Raw genomic sequence first — 17700 nt, 5'->3', positions numbered from 1 at the left:
GCTTCTGAGCTTCCAAACCGAACCAGTATGCAGTAGGCTTTGGCGAACAGGTCTCATCGTTACACGAGACGAATATTGGGCAATGCATGCCCGATGTTGCTAAAGTGAGCTGTATTTCAGCTAATAAAGGTGGTACCACGGTCCCTCGTCCTTTTCGGATGTGGGGCCTTTTTGTTTGGAAAAAATTAAATATCTAAAATCGTTTATGTAAGAGAAGTAGGTATACTAAAGTCGTTTCAGAGAGCTGGAATTGGTGGGATCCAGTACGAATAGGTATGCTGAATGGACTTACAAGAGGTTTTCTGAACATGTTTTTTAAGTAGGAAAACACGGAGTTCCGCCGTTACACGGATAGGATATCGATTCCCATAACATCTGGGCTTCCGTATCTGAACAAGATGAAAAGAGAAAGATTCTCTTTTCAAGAGAGGTGGCACCGCGGTCACAATCGTCCTCTATAAACGCAGTATTTGCGTTTATAGAGGATTTTTTTATTTAAAAGTAAAGGAGATGAATAACATTGAAAAGCCCAGTGAAACAGTTTGTTCATTACAAGTTTTTAAAAATAAATGCTGATATTTTAACACCTATTTCTACTTTCCAGCGATTGCCTGGGTCCAAGAAAGTACTTTTAGAAAGCTCCTTCAAACATGAAACGAAAGGAAGATACTCTTACATTGCCTGTAACCCTTACAAAGAGATTATCGGCCATGATAATGTGACGCTAGTCAAAAAGGAAGGATGCCGAGACGAACAATATTCCCAAGAAGCTCTAGCGTACTTGAAGGAGAATCTTCCCCCGCTAGAAACAGATCTACCTGTCCCTTTTCAAGGTGGAGCGATAGGCTATATCGGGTATGATGCTATTCGACAATTTGAAGCAATAGGAGAAGCCCTGCAAGATCAGCTGGAGATGCCGGACATTCATCTTATGCTCTTTAAGACAATCATTGCGTTTGATCATCGAAATGAAGAAATCTATTTAATTGCTATGAACCCAGACCAAGAATCAGAGCAAGCGTTACACTCTCGGCTGGAAAATTTAAAGAAAACATTAAGTGAACCCTTTCCAGATCAAGGCATTGACCACGAACCCATTAGCTTTCAGCCAGACATCTCACAGGCTATTTTTGAAGAAAGGGTGAGAATCGCTAAACAATACATTGAGCAGGGGGACATATTTCAGGTCGTGTTATCCCAACGGATGAAGGCCCAAATGAAAAGTGATCCTTTCTCTTATTATCGCAAGCTACGAAAGGCTAATCCGTCACCTTATATGTTTTATATTGATTTTGAGGATTACATCTTGCTAGGTGCTTCTCCAGAAAGCTTGATACAGACGAATGGAAAAGAAATTCTAACAAATCCGATAGCAGGCACAAGGCCAAGAGGTGCAACACAAGAAGAGGATGAGGAATTGGCGAATGATCTCCTGGATGATGAGAAAGAAATTGCCGAACATCGTATGCTCCTTGATCTTGGCCGAAACGACCTTGGTCGTGTTTGTGAAATTGGTAGTATTTCTCTTCCTACCTTTATGAAAATTGAAAGATACCAGCATGTTATGCATATTGTTTCCGAAGTAAAAGGAACATTGAAGGCGGGTTTATCTAGCATTGATGCTCTGATCTCTTGCTTACCAGCAGGCACAGTTTCCGGTGCACCTAAAATTCGGGCCATGCAAATTATTAATCAATTAGAAGATACAAAACGAGGCGTCTATGCCGGGGGTATTGGTTATATTGGCTTTAACCAACACATCAACATTGCATTAGCTATCAGGTCCCTTGTCATAAAAAATGAGATTGCCTACTTGCAGACAGGTGCAGGAATTGTACATGATTCCCTTCCGGAAAACGAATATGCGGAGACTTTAAACAAAGCAAAATCACTTATGGAGGTGGCCAACGTTGATCCTGTTACTAGATAACTATGATTCCTTTACGTATAACATTTATCAATACGTTTCCGAAGAAGGTGAGGAAGTGCATGTGTATCGAAATGATGCGATTAGCATCCAAGAAGTGGAACGTCTAGCTCCAGTAGCCATCATCCTCTCCCCTGGTCCTGGCCTTCCCGCTGCATCTGGCATTTGTCTTGAACTTGTTTCTTATTTTTACCAAAAGATACCGATCCTTGGGATTTGCTTAGGACATCAGGCGATTGCTGAAGCGCTTGGAGGCTCTTTAAGAAAGGCTAAACAAATGAAGCATGGCAAGACATCACTTATAACCCACCAAAACTCCGGGCTTTTTCGTAATTTAAGTCAGCCACTTGAGGTGATGCGCTACCACTCCTATGTGGTGGAAAAAAACACATTGCCCCATGTTTTTGAAATTACGGCAGTGTCTTTGGAGGATGGTGAGATCATGGCAATAAAGCACCAAAGCCTCCCTCTATATGGCGTGCAATTCCATCCTGAATCGATTGGTACAACGGAAGGAAGAAATGTGATTCGCAATTTTTTAAAGGGGATAAGAGAGGAGTTTTCCTATGAAACAATATCTAGAGAAACTAATTAACCAGGAAAATTTAACAACAGAAGAAATTCAGGGGCTGATGACCTCATGCATTAATGGCGGGGTGTCAGAATCTGAGATTGCCTCCTTTCTAACAGCATTACGAGTAAAAGGGGAAACGCCAGAGGAAATAGCCGGAATGGTAGAAGTGATTCGTAGCCACTCTACATTTAACGGAACGCGTATTACTAACGTAATGGACAATTGCGGCACGGGTGGGGATCAATCTAATAGCTTTAACATTAGTACAACAGCTGCTTTTGTTATCGCAGGAGCTGGTATCCCTGTCGCCAAGCATGGGAACCGGAGTATATCCAGTAAAACAGGCAGTGCCGATGTCTTGGAACATTTAGGGGTTTCTCTCTCTTTTGCCAAGGAGCATGTAGAAGAAATGCTTACGGAAAACAATATTGCTTTTCTATTTGCCCCACATGTTCACGCTGGATTGAAGCCTTTTTCAAAAGTTCGTAAAGATCTTGGTCTCCCTACTGTATTTAATTTGATTGGACCACTAACAAATCCAGTTCAGCTTGATACACAGCTGCTTGGAGTCTACCGAAGAGATATGCTGCCCATGTTGGCAGAAGCTTTGAAAAAACTTGGGCGCCGCAGAGCACTTGTTGTTAATGGCGCAGGCTATATGGATGAAGCTTCCCTTGCAGGCGAAAACCATCTCGTCCTGCTTGAAGAAGGGAATGTAACATCATTCACTCTTCACCCCGAAGAGGTAGGTCTACCTGTGGTGCCAAATGAAAAAATACAAGGTGGGAGTGCTGCAGATAACGCGGAAATAACCCAACAAGTTTTACGGGGAATACCTGGGCCTTATTTAGATACGGTTTTACTAAACGCTGGTTTAGGCCTTTATGCAAACGGGGCTGCCGGAACAATTCGTGAGTCTGTGGAGCTTGCAAGAGAAAGTATTCAATCAGGAGCCGCTCTGGAGCGACTAGAAAATTTGGTCAGCTACAGCAGGAAACTGATCGGTGAGGTGGTCTCATGACAATATTAGAAAAAATAGTGGCGCAAAAGGAAAAAGAAGTATTTTCATTGCTAAATCAAACGTTTGATCAAGAACATTCTAGAAAGAAAGTAACACCCCTAAGCGAAGCCCTTATTACTTCTAATCAGCTTGGTGTTATTGCGGAAATAAAGCGATCTTCTCCTTCAAAAGGAGCTATCTCCCTGACAGTAGATCCAGTCACTCAAGCGAAGCAATATGAAGCTTATGGTGCAGCAGCTATCTCTGTCCTGACAGATAAGACATTCTTCAATGGTTCCATGGAAGACCTTCAGGCGGTAAGCAATGCTGTGAATCTTCCAGTATTGTGCAAGGATTTCATCATACATCCTGTACAAATTGACCAGGCAAAAGCAGCTGGAGCTAGTATCATCTTGCTTATCGTAGCGGCATTGCATGAACAACAGCTAAATGCGCTTTATGACTATGCCAAAAAACTTGATCTTGAGGTGCTCTGTGAGGTACATGATGAAAAAGAGATGGAGTTAGCCAACAAACTTAATCCTGATTTCATCGGAATTAATAATCGAAATCTAAAAACCTTTGAAGTAGATCTCCACACAACGGAAAAATTAGCTAGACTTGCTAGGCCCAAATCCATTTTGGTTAGCGAAAGCGGGATAAAAACAAGCGCAGATGCCCAATTGGCTGCAACAGCTGGCGCGAGGGCCATTCTGGTTGGGGAGACATTGATGCGCTCCAAAGATCTAAAGGGAACTTTTCAAGCATTACGAGTCTCGAAAATAATAGAAGGGAGTACAGAAAATGCTCGTTAAAATTTGTGGAATCCAGACAGATCAAGCTGCAGAGGCTGCGGTAACGGCGGGAGCAGACTTTATCGGGTTTGTTTTCGCAGACAGTAAACGAAGAGTTAATCCAAAGGTTGCTGCTGAGATTGGAACTCACCTCCCCCCTACTATTAAGAAAGTTGGCGTATTTGTAAATGAAACAAAAGAGACGATGGAGCAGATTGCTGAGGAAGTAAACCTTGATTACATTCAACTACATGGAGATGAACCAGCTTCTCTTGCTAGAGAACTATCTTACCCAATCATAAAAGCTTTTTCTGTAGGAGATGGCAACGTGGAAGAGATGAAAGACTACCCTTGCGATTATTACTTATTGGACAGTCCAGTAGGAAGATATCGTGGAGGCAATGGCAAATCTTTTGACTGGAACCTTATTAAAGATCTAGCATTTAAGCCCAATAACTTTCTACTTGCTGGAGGATTGACATCCGAAAACGTTTCACAGGCCATACAAGAGGCAAACCCGTTAGGCGTCGATGTCTCCAGTGGTGTTGAAACGCTTGGAAAAAAGGATAGTGAGAAGATAATGAAATTTATTATGAATGCTAAACGGAAGGAAGCGATTAAATGACAACCTATACGGCACCTGACAAAAATGGAAGATATGGTAATTTTGGAGGAAGGTTTGTACCCGAATTGTTAATGCCTGCTCTACTTGAATTAGAAGCTGTCTACGAAAAAGCAAAACAGGATCCTGCATTCCAAGAAAGCTTGGACTACTACTTGAAACAATATATTGGCAGAGAAACACCTCTGTACTTTGCCGAGCACTTAACGCAAAAGTTGTCTGGTGTGCAGATTTATTTAAAGCGAGAGGATCTAAATCATACTGGCGCCCATAAGATTAATAATACAATTGGCCAGGCCCTGCTGACAAAACGGATGGGGAAACGGAAGGTTGTCGCAGAAACAGGTGCTGGTCAGCACGGGGTCGCCACCGCTACTGTATGTGCCTTATTGGATCTGGAATGTATTGTGTTTATGGGAGAAGAAGATATACGCAGGCAAAAACTAAATGTGTTTCGGATGGAATTGCTTGGGGCAGAGGTTCGCAGTGTATCACAGGGAAGCGGTACCCTAAAGGATGCTGTCAATGAAGCCTTACGCTATTGGGTAAATAATGTAGAGGATACACACTATATCCTCGGTTCCGTTGTTGGTCCACACCCTTTCCCACAAATTGTGCGCGATTTGCAATCTGTCATTGGAAATGAGACCAAACAGCAAATAGTGGAACAAACTGGATCCCTTCCTGATGCAGTCATTGCCTGTGTAGGCGGGGGAAGTAATGCGATGGGAATGTTTTACCCATTTGTCGAGGATGATGGAGTGAAGCTTTACGGCGTAGAGGCAGGGGGAGCTGGCATTGAGACAAAGCAGCATGCTGCCACCCTATCAAGTGGGAGTATTGGCATTCTTCATGGCACGATGACACACCTACTACAAGACGACCATGGACAAATTGAAGAAGCCTTTTCTATTTCAGCCGGTCTAGATTATCCTGGTGTTGGCCCTGAGCATAGTCATTTGCACGCATTAAAGCGCGTGAGCTACACCTCGATTACAGATGAAGAGGCACTAGAGGCTTTTCAGATTCTATCAAGAACAGAAGGGATTATACCAGCACTCGAAAGCGCGCATGCTGTTGCCTATGCCCTGAAGCTTGCAACAAAAATGGATCCCCAGGAAAAAATTGTGATATGTCTTTCTGGGCGCGGTGATAAAGATGTGGAGCAAGTAAAAAATACACTGGAGGGAAAGTAAATGGGAAAAGCCAACATGGAAAACTATTTTAAGCAAAAGCAATCTAAAGGGGATAACCTTTTCGTACCTTATATTATGGCAGGTGATGGCGGCTTAGAAGTGTTAAAAGAACGTGTTCTCTTTCTACAAGATTGCGGAGTCGCAGCTATTGAAATAGGCATCCCGTTTTCTGACCCTGTCGCTGACGGTCCTACCATTCAAGCAGCAGGAAAGCGGGCCTTGGAGAATGGCACGACCCTTTCTGGCGTCTTGAAAGCTTTACAGGCATTTAAAGATGAACGAAAGGTTCCCATCATTTTGATGACATATGTGAACCCTGTGTATCGTTACGGATTGGCCTCCTTTGCACAGGATTGTGCCACAGCTGGGATTGATGGTGTTATCGTACCAGACATACCAATCGAGGAGGAGAAGTTTATAGCAGATGAACTGCAAAGCGAATCCCTAGCCTTTATTAGATTGGCAGCTTTAACAAGTACAAAAGATAGACTAATAGAAATTGCCAAGAGATCGGAGGGCTTCTTATATGCCGTAGCAGTCACGGGTACGACAGGAGCACGTGAAGCATATGGCGAGGAGGTAAAAGCTTACTTGGAAATGCTTAAATTAAACAGTTCCGTTCCTGTTCTTGCCGGTTTTGGTGTATCCACTCCGGCACAGGCTCAGACTTTAAGTAGCTATTGTGATGGCGTTATTGTCGGTAGTACCATTGTGGAGCTTTTTCATCGGGGAAATACTGAAAAGATTCAACAGCTGATTCAAGATACCACACATCCAGCAATAATAGGCTAAATACCTGTTCCTTCTTTCTTTGGTAAGGAACAGATATTAGGGTAAATGAAGGATGTTGTCGCACATCCTTCATTATTTCCCACGTCTCTTGAGAGATTCTTCATACTCCTCTTTGCTCAGCTCTCCTTTTTCATACCGCTCCTGCAAAATAGAAAGCGAATCCGTAGCCTTTTTCCTTTTGTTACGACTAAGAATAATAAAAATGACAACGAGAACAATGATAGTAAGAGTTATTCGAACATAAGGTTCCGTGAAAAAACCAAGCATATAAGCCCTCCTTCTCACTATTACATTGCCCCGTAACTGCTCTTTTTACACATTGAACGTGGGTATATTATTTTTTTACAATCGGGACCCATATTTCGCTATAATAATCCTCATGGTAAGGATCCCCTTTTTGGTATGCCTCTATTTCTGGCCCTCCACCATGTTCGTATCCTGTTGATGGAAACCATTCTGAGAAGATCCGCTCCCACACATACTGTATCGCTTTTGGCATCGGTCCTTTCACAGGAAATACGGCCCATGTAGTTGCCGGAATTATGCCTTCTTCCCATGTATCCGGTACTTCCGTGTTTGATTTCTCTGCACCAATAAAATAGCGCACTTGTTCCTGCTCCTTATCAAAATCCATACAAATTCCCATAATCCCCATCTCTCCAGCGTGTACTGCTAATTCGTTGTCCAATCCATTTTTTCTGGACTCTTCCCAGAATACCGGAACTTCTAATTTGTTTTGGCCATCGACCAGTGATGTCTTGATACTCTTTCCCATTACAGAAAAAGCATCCTTTTCTACAATCTTGTAATCCATTTCTTCATCACCCTTTAATTGAATTTGAAAGGAGAGTTTCGGAAAGGCTTTTAATGGCTGATCATACTTACGCACAGATGAGGGGCTGAGGCCATGTACCTTGCGAAATGCTTTGGAAAATGATTCCGGTGTTTCATACCCATACTTCATTGCTATATCAATTACTTTCGTATTAGAATGAAGTAACTCCTGGGCCGCTAATGTTAGGCGCCTTTTTCGAATATATTCTCCTACCGTATATCCAGTCAGCATCGTAAACATCCGTTGGTAATGAAACTTGGACATGCAGGCAATCTTAGCAGCGTCCTCCACGTTTAGTACTGTACCTAAATGCTCCTCGATGTACGTTAAACTTTCAGCCATGCGATTTAATGCTTCCATTTCCTTCTTTCCTTTCTATAATCCAATTTAGCACCCATATAAATTGATAGCTGGTCATTCCCTGCTCATTACAGACAGATTTCTATTCATCATTATAGCATCAGCTCTATTTTAAAATGCAAAAACTCCGAAGCTTCATGCTCCGGAGCTGTATGCAAAAATTGTTATGAGGTTGTATTGTTGTTAATTGAAGCTTGAATCGCCTATGCTGGTGCTGGTCCGCCCCCAGTAAGTGCGGATGAGTTAGTGATAAGGTTTTGTGGTGTATTGATTGGAATTGGGCCGTTTCGATGCTTGTCGTGAGTATCCAAATCACAGAACTTACCGTCTCTTTCGATTCCTTGACGTACAACCGTAATGTGAGTGCGCAAGATTGCTTTGAAAAGAAGTAAGTTAAGGACTGTCCCCCCATCATCAGTACCGATTAACGGCTGTATAAGCTGCGCTTCGACAACAGGGTCTGTTTCAAAGACTACGTCTCCTGGTCGTGCTCCTGGACAGTGCGTATGCTCCTGGAAGTAGACTCTGATCGGAATGCTAAGTTCCACGACTCCACCTGTTACAATAACATCGATAGTTGCTGGTACGAAACCAAAATTAACTACAGTGTCTTTGAGGACAGTTATTTCCTGCTCGATTCCTGCATAGTTTGGCGTCACCCTGATATTTACCAATCCAGGGACGAGGCCAGTTAAAAGTCCAATAATTCCTGTCAATATTGCATCTCCTGCTCCAAACGGTCCTAGAGCTGCTGGAAGAGCAAATTCTGCAGTTTTGTGTGCATCTTTTGAACAGATAACCTTTTCCACTAAAGCACCTTGTGATCTTGGTCTTTCATGACAGCTACAATGATCGCTATGGCATCTGTCACAACTGCTGCTTGGTGCTAGATCGCGGTCATCATGCCTGTGATGATCATTTTGATTGTCATTATATGCATTATAAAAATTGTTTCTTTTATACATTAATAATCCTCCCTTTGTATATTTTATAGAAGCTTTCTGCCTACTAATTTCTGTGGAAAACTTCCTTACGCTTATATATATATGTCAGCCATCAAATTTTGAATAGATAGATGTACCCGTACATATGCGTATTTTTAGTAGATTAAAAGCATAAGAAAAAAGAAAAGAAAGCTGGTGATCAGCCAACTTTCCCGTGTCCTATCTAGGGGTAATATCATGGGCAAATCTTCTACAGGCCTGTATCGATTTATATTATGTTTATGCCAAATGACAGAAAGTGGCTCTGCGAATCCCCCAGGTTATCCACACAAATTAATAATCTTATAGACTATATACTCAATTAGCTAGAAAATGGACGAGAAAACAGGCTAAAACGTGCAGAAAACATACATTAAGTAGTGACATCATTATCAGAAGGAGAGATAATATGGGCTATTATAGAAACAGTGATATGTTTCAATTTAAGGAATCCAAAGATTGTGTTTGTGATACTGTACAGAACATCGTAAAGGCTCAAAAGGAGGTGCAGGAGGAAGGTTGGAATTATTCTATTCGCCAACTTAGGAAGGGAGACGGTATGGATCCACAATACTCGACTATCCCGTTTATTTTATATACAAAAGATGATGGCAGTCCGTTTATAGGAAGTGGAATTTTCCAGGCACCTTATCATAGAAATGATACATTTTTCGGCTGCATCGAAACTCCTGTATTACGCGCAAGACATTTTTCAATGGATAGTAATTGCTGTGTAAAAGTAGAACTACTACTTCCTATTTCAAATGGTCGGGAGATTCAACCCTATCCAAAGGATAAACATAGGGTAAGCGCATATTTCCCAGAAGATGAACCTGTTACAGACTTTCTTGCTACAGGGCTCTGCCTCACACTAGATCTTAAAAAGTTTCTCGGTATCACCTGTTTAGATGCCATTACCCCGATCCCTCATGAAGAATTTTTTGCAGATGAAAGACCTCATAACCATCATCACATGGAATATTAACGTTAAATTGCTTCACATACTCAAAAAGAGCCAAGCGGGTTTAATGACCGCTTGGCTCTTCTATATTTTATGGTTTGAAGACTAATTAATATTCTTTTTCTCACTTTGAGAAGTATTTTTCGTTTTCGTTTTTTTCTTTTCCTCATCCATCTCTGCATTCAGATCATCTATTGGTATATCATCAACAAATTTCTGATCCTCAAATGAATCAAGCTCTGTTCGCTTTTCCGATTTACGATTATTCACTTCATTTTCAGGTGAGCGTTCTTCTTTTTTCTTCAAATCCATCACCTCATTTTCTTTTTTAAAATATATTCCTCAGATCAGAAAGCTGTAAACATCGTGACAAAAGGGTATAGTATTAAGACATTCAAAGGAAGAGGTGATTTCCATGAAAGATTTAAGATCCTTGGAAGAAATTGATAAATTTATAGATACACATGAACTTACGCTGCTCTACATTTCAAGGGAAGGCTGTAGTGTTTGCCATGGTTTGTTGCCACAGGTAGAAAGTCTACTAGCAGACTACCCTCGAATTGAGACAGCCCATATAGAAACAAATGAAGTTCCAGATGTCGCTGGGCGATTTAATATCTTCGCTGTCCCTGTCATTCTCCTATTCGTACAAGGAAAAGAGTACTTACGGGAGGCTCGTATCGTGCATATGGATTTATTCGAAGAAAAACTAAATAAAATATATAAAAATATGGTTGGATAGCGAACTCCCGCTTTCCAACCATACTGCATTATTTAATATATATATTGTCTATTGAAAAGAATTGATTTACTTTGTTTGCACCTTTTTTCTTATAGATGCCCTGGTATAGAGTCTCCCCTGTATTTACGTCCACTATCGTAATAGGCAGTTCTTTACTATCTCCACCCACAATATATAGACGGTCTCCCTTTCCATTCACGATCATATTACCTTGGTCTGTAGAAGGAAAATCTACATTAAATTCATCCTCTTGCTGGTTTTCTAAATTGTAGCTCTTGACCGTTAACCCTTGCTCTGTGCGATGGATAAAATATATAGCCGAACCAAGTATAAACTCATTAAAAGAATTAGCACTCATTTCTTCAGGGATATTCAGTTCTTTTCTCTCCATAGTAGAGAGGTTATAGGCAACATATTCTGTTCCCTTCTCTTCCACCATGTATTCTTCATATTCTGTTTCTACTTCTTCCATTTCTGTTTTAGCGAACACGACATTCTCTGTTGGCTCTGTTTCTGTACTGGTTGTCACTAAGTTACCTTCATGCCATTTTTTGCTGTTCATTCCATCTAGATTCATTAAACTATCCTCACTCACTAACTTCTCACTCGCTAAATCAAAGCGATACACACGAAATTCTGTAGGAGCATCTGTATTTCCTTCATTTCTTGTAATAATGCTCAACTGTCCACCCTGGACCTGTATATCCATTACATACATGTAACGATAATCTTGCTGATTTGGCACTTTCTGTTCAAAAGTGATCCGGTCATTTTCTCCCTTTTGCAAAACATCTATTTCAAAATTGTGGTCTTTATACCTGCTCTGTCCATCCCATTTTGAATCAACATTCGCATAAGCAAGTAACTGTTCATCCTCATAAAACCCTGCTAAGTCAGAGTTTTTCCCCCGCATAAAACTTCGATGGTCATTTATTAATTGATTTATTTTTGGTTGATAAAATCTTTCAAGGCTCCCAATAAAGGAGTCATTATTATCAAACTCTAGCTCCCCTGCTGTAATGGTAAACCTTTTATTCCAATAGTTGGCGAAATATCCTCCTGATATCTCCATCCCCTTTAATTCCGCTTCTTCCCCACTGACTGTGTCTAAGACTAGTTCCATAGAGGTTTCATTTGCGATTGCCTTTTGAATATAAAACGTACCAATAGCTAAAACAGCAATGATGGTGATTGACAACAGTTTCCAATACTTTTTCATTTTCTTCCCATCCTTCCCTACACCGTAATACGCTTCGTCAATAAATAATTTGCTACCCAGATCGAGGCTGCCGATACAATTAACCCAAGAATAATCTCAAGAATAAGTAATTCCATTGGATATAAATAATTTGTACCTATAATCCCTTCTAGTATAAGAGGAAAAAGGAAAATGCCAGTTGCTAATGCAGCATAGATTGCACCGAAAACGATACCTTTTATACGATAGCTCCGTTCAAACAGAATGGCAGTAAATAGTATAAAAACCACCATAATACCTGCTCCATAAACCAGAACAAAATCAATAATTCCAGCCGGCAAAATAATCATTAACTCACGTAAGCCAGACACTACCTCTGCAGGCGCTAAATCCAGTCGAAAATCCCTTGTAACCAGCCATTTTAAAAGCACACTCTCTACCGGCAACAACACGATCTGAATTGCCACTAGCCCAAGTACCATTAAAAGGATGGAGGTTGCCTTTGCCAAGTAAACATTAATTCTTGCGGTTGGAAGCATCAGCAAGCGATAAATAAACGTATTTTTGCCAAACCAGTCTCGATACCAAACAAAGAAGATATTGAAGAGTAATGCAATCGCTCCTAGCGCTATTGGTCCAAGGAACCACAATGTTCTTGTTAATACCAATAGACTCATTTCACCATTGTCACTTACGAATTGTGCTGGTGAAAGGTTCTCTTCGAACATGGCATAATTCGCACGTTCCATATAACTGTTAGAAACCACCCACAGCCCCACTAGCTGCGATAAAATCGTTATACCAATTATTACACCATATAATTTGAAAAACCGACCAAGTTCAAAATTAACTAGCTTGAAATAGCGCATCATGCTTTATACACCTCTCTCATCACGTCCACAACCGACTTCCCTTCTGATTCGCGAACTTCTTCACTATTAAACTCTTTAAGTACAATTCCTTCATCAAGAAGGACCACTTTATCAATCAGATGTTCAATATCACTAATTTCATGCGTAGTAATAATGACGCCTCGCCCTTCAATTAAGTGACTTGTAAATACATCAGCAATTTGCTCCCTGCTAAAAATATCAATTCCAGAAAATGGTTCATCCATTAGGATATAATCAACGTCGAGTGCCAGGCCAAGTAATAAATTCACTTTGGCGGTATTCCCTTTTGACAGGCTGGCTATCTTTTCTTCTTGTTTAAGCTTAAAGAATCCTAATAGCTCTGTGGCTCTATCTTGATTCCAGGAATCATAATAATCGTCCATAAATTCCATTGCTTCAGCGATCGTCATTTGCGGGATCATGGTAATAGCATCAGGAATAAAAGTTATCTTTTCAAAGCTTTGTTTGGTCACCTTTTGACCATCCAGAAGGATTTCTCCACTATTAACTGGAGTTAATGCCATAATTGCATTTAGAATCGTGGTTTTTCCTACCCCATTTATCCCAATTAGACAGGTGATTTCTCCTTTGTTTGCAGTAAAGGAAACGCCGTTTAAGACTTGCTTCCTGCCAAATTTCTTTTTAATATCCCTCACTTCAATCATGTGCGCTTCCTCCTTCTTCATCACTTTGGTAGTCATACTTTTCCTTGACTAACTCTAAAAGCTCATCTACAGGGACATTAATGGAACGAACTGATGTGACAAATGTATCCACTGCCTCTAAGATAAGTTCTTCTCTTACACGATGAAGGACATCTTCATCTCTCGTAATTTTACTAGGCGAGTTTTTCTCCGTATAAATCAATCCCTGTTCCTCCATTTCCTTATAAGCCCGTTGGACGGTATTTGGATTTATTTTTAACTGGCTCGCCAACTCTCTTCTAGAAGAGACCTCTTGACCAGGCTCGAGCATACCTTTAGCAATTTGCTCTTTAAAATGGCGAACGACCTGTACGTAAACAGGATCTCTGTTGTTAAATTTCACTATCATAGCAGCAGCTCCTATTCGGCTTTCTTCACTCTTTTCCAAAGTGTATTATGAGCGTAATACACTAGTCGCAAAAAAACACCTGTATTAATGTGTTAATACGCTTGATATGTGTATTATATGTTTAATACACTTGAGAAGTCAAGAAGATTTTTTTAATCTTATAAAAACCCATCTATTCATAACACCCCTCAGTGCTGTTGGTTCTATGATAAGATAATAAGGTACCAATAGTAAGAAAAGCTCTTAGAGCGCTCCGGGAAATTTTCTAATTTCTGGCGCTCATAGCTAGACACTTGCGAACATCTTATACTTACTTAAAAAGGAGTTTAAATAGATTCTATGAAACTTGTATCTTGGAATGTAAATGGCATTCGTGCCTGTGTAAAAAAAGGCTTTATGGATTATTTTAAAGAGGTGGATGCAGATATCTTTTGTTTACAGGAGATTAAGCTTCAAGAAGGGCAGCTTGATCTAGATCTTGAAGGCTATTATCAATACTGGAATTATGCTGAGCGAAAAGGCTATTCTGGCACAGCTGTCTTTACCAAAGAGAAGCCACTGCAGGTTAAATATGGTGTAGGGGATGCTGAAACTGAAGAAGAAGGACGGATTATTACACTCGAATATGAAAAATTTTATTTAGTGAATGTTTATACACCAAATTCCAAACGAGATCTCACCCGTCTCGATTACCGATTAGAATGGGAAGACGAGCTTTTTGCATACTTAAAAGTACTTGATGCGGAAAAGCCTGTTGTATATTGCGGTGATCTGAATGTTGCGCACCAAGAGGTCGACCTACGTAACCACAAAACAAATCATGGCAACTCCGGGTTTACAACGGAAGAGCGGGGAAAGATGAGTCGTCTTCTCGATAGTGGTTTCACCGATAGTTTACGTTATTTTCATCCAGAAACGGAAGGGATTTATACATGGTGGTCCTATATGAAAACCATTCGGGAAAGAAATGTCGGCTGGCGGATCGATTATTTCATCGTCTCAAATCGATTAAAAGATTACCTCCTTCGTTCTGAAGCACATCCCGACAGACTAGGTAGTGACCATTGCCCTATCATGCTAGAAATGGAACAGTCAAATTCTTAAAAGTGAAAAGCTATATAGTGTTAGAAAAGCCGAGAAGATTTGATTTTAATTAATCGATCCACTCGGCTTTCCTTTATCCATTTTATCCCGGAGCAACCGTCCGTAAGACTCCCACTTCAAAACATGAAGTGAAACCTTGGAGTTTTAGTGAGAGTAAACGGACTAACATGCCGATTCGTTCAACTAACAATCAGTGGGGAAGAACGAAAACCCCCACTGATTGCAGTTTCACTTTATTGCTTTAAATTTTTAAAGTAATCAATAATCCCTAATGCGCTTACTTGAAGGTCTAGATTAATTATAATATATACTTCGTCATCATCTGGAACACCTTTTAAGCGCAAGGCTGACTGTACTTTAGCTAAGAGTCGCTCTGCAAGGGTATCATATCCCTTCCCTTCTGCCACAACCTGCTCTCCTTCTTCCATGAAGATCTCCAGCCATTCCAATACTTGCTGTAGGGCAAGTTCCGTTTTTTCTGTCATATTGTAATGCCCGAAGTAAATCCGATCAAGCTCTTTTACCTGCATTCGCTGAATGGATTCCTCCATCTTGTTCGGTTCAAATTGATTTGGAGAAGTGGAGGGCAAGAAAAAGTCAATTTCGCGATTTGCCAACTGCTGATAACGGATACCAGCGGTGTCCCCCGCAAAGATTCCATTACTAATTGGATCATAAATAGCGAGGTGATGCTTTGCATGCCCTGGCGTATCCCAAAATTCAAGCACGCAATCCGGGCCAATTTCTAATCGATCTCCTTCTGTTTTTACAAGCAGGCTATCTGCTTCTATTGGCACAATTGGATCAAATAGTTCAGCAAAACTCTCTCCATATACCGCTCTTGCACCGGCAGCTAATCTCTTAGGGTTAATTAAATGCCTCTCTCCTTTTGGATGAACGACTATTTTGGCATTCGGACAATCTCTAATCAATAATCCAGCTCCACCTGCATGGTCTAAATGAATATGTGTCAACACAATGTACGCCACATCTGTTAACTGATAGCCAAGGTACTCTAGCCCTTTTTTAATATGTTTTACAGATGGACTTGGCCCAGTTTCGACAATGGTCAGCTTTTCTTCTGCTATGACGTAGGAACCTGTACGTTCTGCTACACCAAGGTCAAACCCATCAATTAAATAGATACGGTTATCAAGTTTCAATGGTCTTTTATCCTCCACTACCTTCTCCCCCTGTTTCCTTATTTACACTTATTTACTTATGAACTGATGGCCCTTTAGAAAACCCATTATCTCTTCCATTAACCCTTCTGCAATCGGTAATGCTGGGTCACCATAGGTTTGGATATTCTCTCCCCGCTCGGCAGGCGCTTCCTTAAGAACATGGTTCATTTTATCAATCGTTACCATTTCAGCATCTGGTTTTGCTTCTTGTAAAATTGCAGCTTCCTGTTGCTTTACCTGGAGATCATGCTCCCCTTGGATGATGAGTGTCGGTATTGATAATTTTGCTAGTTCATCTGCAGGTATGTATTTCATCCATGATGCGAGAAATGGTTGAATAGCTGGCCTAAATAAAGATTGAAGTTCATCTGACACATTTTGGGAAGTTTTTCCCTCTACTAATCCTTCTATAATTACCTTACTTTCCTCAAGTAGATCGCCGGAAATTTGCTCCTCGAGCTGATCATAAAGCACTTCGTCCATGGAACGGCCAGCTCCAGCAAGGGATATAAAGGCGTCAACCGATGATGTTTGCGCTGCTAAAATCCCTGTTAAAGAACCTTGACTATGTCCAATAACCCCAATTTTAGTATAAGATGGATCATTAGCCAATAGGTCTAACCACCCTTGTGCGTCCAGTACAAAGTGATCGTATCTTGTTGATGCTTCCTCTATAACCGCCTGTTGATTCTTACCTGCCCCACGTTTGTCATAGCGGACACTCGCAATGCCATTTTCTGCAAGCTCCTCTGCAAGTAGCTTGAGGCTGTCGTTCTTTCCGGGAAAAGCTGGAGAGTTTCCGTTACGGTCTGTTGGTCCAGAGCCGGGAATGATTAGCATAACAGGGTATGGGCCAGCTGATGTCGGGGTCTCCAATTCTCCATACAATATTCCATTATCTGTATTGATGCTCACGAATTCCCCTTCTTCCTCATCCTCGGATTTTTCTTTCTTTTCCCCTTTTACAAGTTCAAATGGAAACTGCTGTCCATTCTGCGTAAACGTTCCTGTTATCTCTTCTCCTTTTACCTTACCTTCAAAAGTTAGCAGCTGACCTTGGATCTTCATCGTGATAATTACGTTTTGCTCTTTTGTCAACTCAACCGTGGACAGCGGATAATCCGTAACCCCTTGTATTGGAATACTGATTGTCCCGCTTTGCTCGTCTTCCAAATTCATTTCGATAGCTAAAGGCTGATTAGGTATGTTTATCTCTCCGTTCCATTTTCCTTTTAGCGACATTGCTTCATCCCTCTCTTCTCCTTCCTCTGGTGCGCATGCTACAAGGAGAATTAATAGTAGCAAAAAACACCCAACTGTACGAAACTTCAAGCAATACCCCTCCCTTTTTTAAGTAGTACGACTGCATTTTAAAAAAGTTCCCCAGAAACTTTCACCACATAAAAACACTCCACCGGCCTGCGGAAGAGTGTTTCTTTCCTATATTAATATACGAATGGTCTTATTACTTGATTCTTGGAC

The 17700-nt window shown here is 40.9% G+C and carries 20 protein-coding genes and 2 other annotated features (1 of these 22 cut by a window edge); of the genes, 10 read left to right on the top strand and 10 right to left on the bottom strand.

The annotated features are described in order from the left end of the window. Positions 1-156 (top strand) — a binding site (T-box leader); it begins 91 nt to the left of the window's first position. Positions 157-193: 37 nt separating this feature from the next. Then, positions 194-459: a binding site (T-box leader), on the top strand. Between the two features lie 61 nt (positions 460-520). Genes trpE through trpA form a run of 7 tightly spaced genes read left to right on the top strand, consistent with a single transcriptional unit; the run spans position 521 to position 6905 of the window. Then, on the top strand, positions 521-1930 hold the full coding sequence (gene trpE / locus BN988_RS12095; protein ID WP_231495234.1) for an anthranilate synthase component I: 1410 nt from the start codon (positions 521-523) through the stop codon (positions 1928-1930). Continuing rightward, complete coding sequence (locus BN988_RS12090; protein WP_036577059.1) at positions 1911-2522, top strand: anthranilate synthase component II; 612 nt, start codon at positions 1911-1913, stop codon at positions 2520-2522. The genes trpE and BN988_RS12090 overlap by 20 nt, the downstream gene beginning before the upstream one ends. Then, entirely contained in the window at positions 2494-3522 is a 1029-nt protein-coding gene (gene trpD, locus BN988_RS12085) for an anthranilate phosphoribosyltransferase (RefSeq protein ID WP_036577058.1), read from the top strand. Before BN988_RS12090 ends, trpD begins: the two co-directional genes overlap by 29 nt. Next, positions 3519-4316: an indole-3-glycerol phosphate synthase TrpC gene (gene trpC, locus BN988_RS12080; RefSeq protein ID WP_036577057.1), complete on the top strand. Its 798-nt coding sequence runs from the start codon at positions 3519-3521 to the stop codon at positions 4314-4316. The genes trpD and trpC overlap by 4 nt, the downstream gene beginning before the upstream one ends. Continuing rightward, entirely contained in the window at positions 4306-4920 is a 615-nt protein-coding gene (locus BN988_RS12075) for a phosphoribosylanthranilate isomerase (protein WP_036577056.1), read from the top strand. Before trpC ends, BN988_RS12075 begins: the two co-directional genes overlap by 11 nt. Next, positions 4917-6113: a tryptophan synthase subunit beta gene (trpB, locus tag BN988_RS12070; RefSeq protein ID WP_036577055.1), complete on the top strand. Its 1197-nt coding sequence runs from the start codon at positions 4917-4919 to the stop codon at positions 6111-6113. The genes BN988_RS12075 and trpB overlap by 4 nt, the downstream gene beginning before the upstream one ends. Continuing rightward, positions 6114-6905, top strand: coding sequence for a tryptophan synthase subunit alpha (trpA, locus tag BN988_RS12065; protein WP_036577054.1), 792 nt, complete (start codon positions 6114-6116; stop codon positions 6903-6905). It begins immediately after the preceding gene. 72 nt (positions 6906-6977) lie between these two features. On the opposite strand, the gene BN988_RS12060 is transcribed toward trpA, so the two are convergent. The 3 genes from BN988_RS12060 to BN988_RS12050 form a co-directional block, all read right to left on the bottom strand. Beyond that, positions 6978-7172, bottom strand: a complete 195-nt coding sequence (locus BN988_RS12060; protein ID WP_036577053.1) for an SHOCT domain-containing protein — start codon at positions 7170-7172, stop codon at positions 6978-6980. Positions 7173-7239: 67 nt separating this feature from the next. Continuing rightward, positions 7240-8100 carry an AraC family transcriptional regulator gene (locus BN988_RS12055; protein ID WP_036577052.1) on the bottom strand — a complete coding sequence of 287 codons (861 nt, stop codon included), beginning with the start codon at positions 8098-8100 and terminating at the stop codon, positions 7240-7242. Positions 8101-8303: 203 nt separating this feature from the next. After that, positions 8304-9065 (bottom strand): hypothetical protein, encoded by a 762-nt coding sequence (locus BN988_RS12050; protein ID WP_036577051.1) that lies wholly within the window; start codon positions 9063-9065, stop codon positions 8304-8306. 427 nt (positions 9066-9492) lie between these two features. Here BN988_RS12050 and BN988_RS12045 point away from each other — a divergent pair, with 427 nt between their 5' ends. Next, a complete protein-coding gene (locus BN988_RS12045) occupies positions 9493-10068 on the top strand; it encodes a CotY/CotZ family spore coat protein (RefSeq protein WP_036577050.1) in 576 nt (191 codons plus the stop codon). 81 nt (positions 10069-10149) lie between these two features. Here BN988_RS12045 and BN988_RS12040 read toward each other — a convergent pair whose 3' ends face one another. Beyond that, complete coding sequence (locus BN988_RS12040; protein WP_231495233.1) at positions 10150-10350, bottom strand: hypothetical protein; 201 nt, start codon at positions 10348-10350, stop codon at positions 10150-10152. Between the two features lie 109 nt (positions 10351-10459). Here BN988_RS12040 and BN988_RS12035 point away from each other — a divergent pair, with 109 nt between their 5' ends. Continuing rightward, on the top strand, positions 10460-10786 hold the full coding sequence (locus tag BN988_RS12035; protein ID WP_036577048.1) for a thioredoxin family protein: 327 nt from the start codon (positions 10460-10462) through the stop codon (positions 10784-10786). 28 nt (positions 10787-10814) lie between these two features. Here the strand turns inward: BN988_RS12035 and BN988_RS12030 are convergent, their stop codons facing one another. The 4 genes from BN988_RS12030 to BN988_RS12015 are packed head-to-tail and all read right to left on the bottom strand — an operon-like array spanning position 10815 to position 13930. Beyond that, positions 10815-12005 carry a hypothetical protein gene (locus tag BN988_RS12030; protein ID WP_036577047.1) on the bottom strand — a complete coding sequence of 397 codons (1191 nt, stop codon included), beginning with the start codon at positions 12003-12005 and terminating at the stop codon, positions 10815-10817. Positions 12006-12022: 17 nt separating this feature from the next. After that, positions 12023-12856, bottom strand: a complete 834-nt coding sequence (locus BN988_RS12025) for a hypothetical protein (RefSeq protein WP_036577046.1) — start codon at positions 12854-12856, stop codon at positions 12023-12025. After that, positions 12853-13542: an ABC transporter ATP-binding protein gene (locus BN988_RS12020; RefSeq protein ID WP_036577045.1), complete on the bottom strand. Its 690-nt coding sequence runs from the start codon at positions 13540-13542 to the stop codon at positions 12853-12855. Before BN988_RS12020 ends, BN988_RS12025 begins: the two co-directional genes overlap by 4 nt. Beyond that, a complete protein-coding gene (locus BN988_RS12015; protein WP_036577044.1) occupies positions 13535-13930 on the bottom strand; it encodes a GntR family transcriptional regulator in 396 nt (131 codons plus the stop codon). Before BN988_RS12015 ends, BN988_RS12020 begins: the two co-directional genes overlap by 8 nt. Before the next feature lie 339 nt (positions 13931-14269). Between BN988_RS12015 and BN988_RS12010 the strand changes: the two genes are divergently transcribed. Next, entirely contained in the window at positions 14270-15034 is a 765-nt protein-coding gene (locus tag BN988_RS12010; protein WP_036577043.1) for an exodeoxyribonuclease III, read from the top strand. Between the two features lie 233 nt (positions 15035-15267). Here BN988_RS12010 and BN988_RS12005 read toward each other — a convergent pair whose 3' ends face one another. Together BN988_RS12005 and BN988_RS12000 are read right to left on the bottom strand one after the other, a co-directional pair. Continuing rightward, positions 15268-16215 (bottom strand): MBL fold metallo-hydrolase, encoded by a 948-nt coding sequence (locus BN988_RS12005; protein ID WP_036577042.1) that lies wholly within the window; start codon positions 16213-16215, stop codon positions 15268-15270. A gap of 30 nt (positions 16216-16245) precedes the next feature. Beyond that, complete coding sequence (locus tag BN988_RS12000; protein WP_051557914.1) at positions 16246-17550, bottom strand: alpha/beta hydrolase family protein; 1305 nt, start codon at positions 17548-17550, stop codon at positions 16246-16248. Positions 17551-17700 lie beyond the last annotated feature (150 nt).

It is taken from the genome of Oceanobacillus picturae, assembly GCF_000612865.1.
Classification (GTDB): domain Bacteria; phylum Bacillota; class Bacilli; order Bacillales; family Amphibacillaceae; genus Oceanobacillus_B; species Oceanobacillus_B jordanicus.
This window is presented reverse-complemented; position numbering and strand designations above follow the sequence as displayed.

What these genes read in the sequence shown, in the direction of transcription:
- trpD (WP_036577058.1), top strand. Translation starts at nt 2,494, where the DNA reads ATGAAACAATATCTAGAGAAACTAATTAACCAGGAAAATTTAACAACA.
- trpC (WP_036577057.1), top strand. Translation starts at nt 3,519, where the DNA reads ATGACAATATTAGAAAAAATAGTGGCGCAAAAGGAAAAAGAAGTATTT.
- BN988_RS12075 (WP_036577056.1), top strand. Translation starts at nt 4,306, where the DNA reads ATGCTCGTTAAAATTTGTGGAATCCAGACAGATCAAGCTGCAGAGGCT.
- trpB (WP_036577055.1), top strand. Translation starts at nt 4,917, where the DNA reads ATGACAACCTATACGGCACCTGACAAAAATGGAAGATATGGTAATTTT.
- trpA (WP_036577054.1), top strand. Translation starts at nt 6,114, where the DNA reads ATGGGAAAAGCCAACATGGAAAACTATTTTAAGCAAAAGCAATCTAAA.
- BN988_RS12060 (WP_036577053.1), bottom strand. Translation starts at nt 7,172, where the DNA reads ATGCTTGGTTTTTTCACGGAACCTTATGTTCGAATAACTCTTACTATC.
- BN988_RS12055 (WP_036577052.1), bottom strand. Translation starts at nt 8,100, where the DNA reads ATGGAAGCATTAAATCGCATGGCTGAAAGTTTAACGTACATCGAGGAG.
- BN988_RS12050 (WP_036577051.1), bottom strand. Translation starts at nt 9,065, where the DNA reads ATGTATAAAAGAAACAATTTTTATAATGCATATAATGACAATCAAAAT.
- BN988_RS12045 (WP_036577050.1), top strand. Translation starts at nt 9,493, where the DNA reads ATGGGCTATTATAGAAACAGTGATATGTTTCAATTTAAGGAATCCAAA.
- BN988_RS12035 (WP_036577048.1), top strand. Translation starts at nt 10,460, where the DNA reads ATGAAAGATTTAAGATCCTTGGAAGAAATTGATAAATTTATAGATACA.
- BN988_RS12030 (WP_036577047.1), bottom strand. Translation starts at nt 12,005, where the DNA reads ATGAAAAAGTATTGGAAACTGTTGTCAATCACCATCATTGCTGTTTTA.
- BN988_RS12025 (WP_036577046.1), bottom strand. Translation starts at nt 12,856, where the DNA reads ATGATGCGCTATTTCAAGCTAGTTAATTTTGAACTTGGTCGGTTTTTC.
- BN988_RS12020 (WP_036577045.1), bottom strand. Translation starts at nt 13,542, where the DNA reads ATGATTGAAGTGAGGGATATTAAAAAGAAATTTGGCAGGAAGCAAGTC.
- BN988_RS12015 (WP_036577044.1), bottom strand. Translation starts at nt 13,930, where the DNA reads ATGATAGTGAAATTTAACAACAGAGATCCTGTTTACGTACAGGTCGTT.
- BN988_RS12010 (WP_036577043.1), top strand. Translation starts at nt 14,270, where the DNA reads ATGAAACTTGTATCTTGGAATGTAAATGGCATTCGTGCCTGTGTAAAA.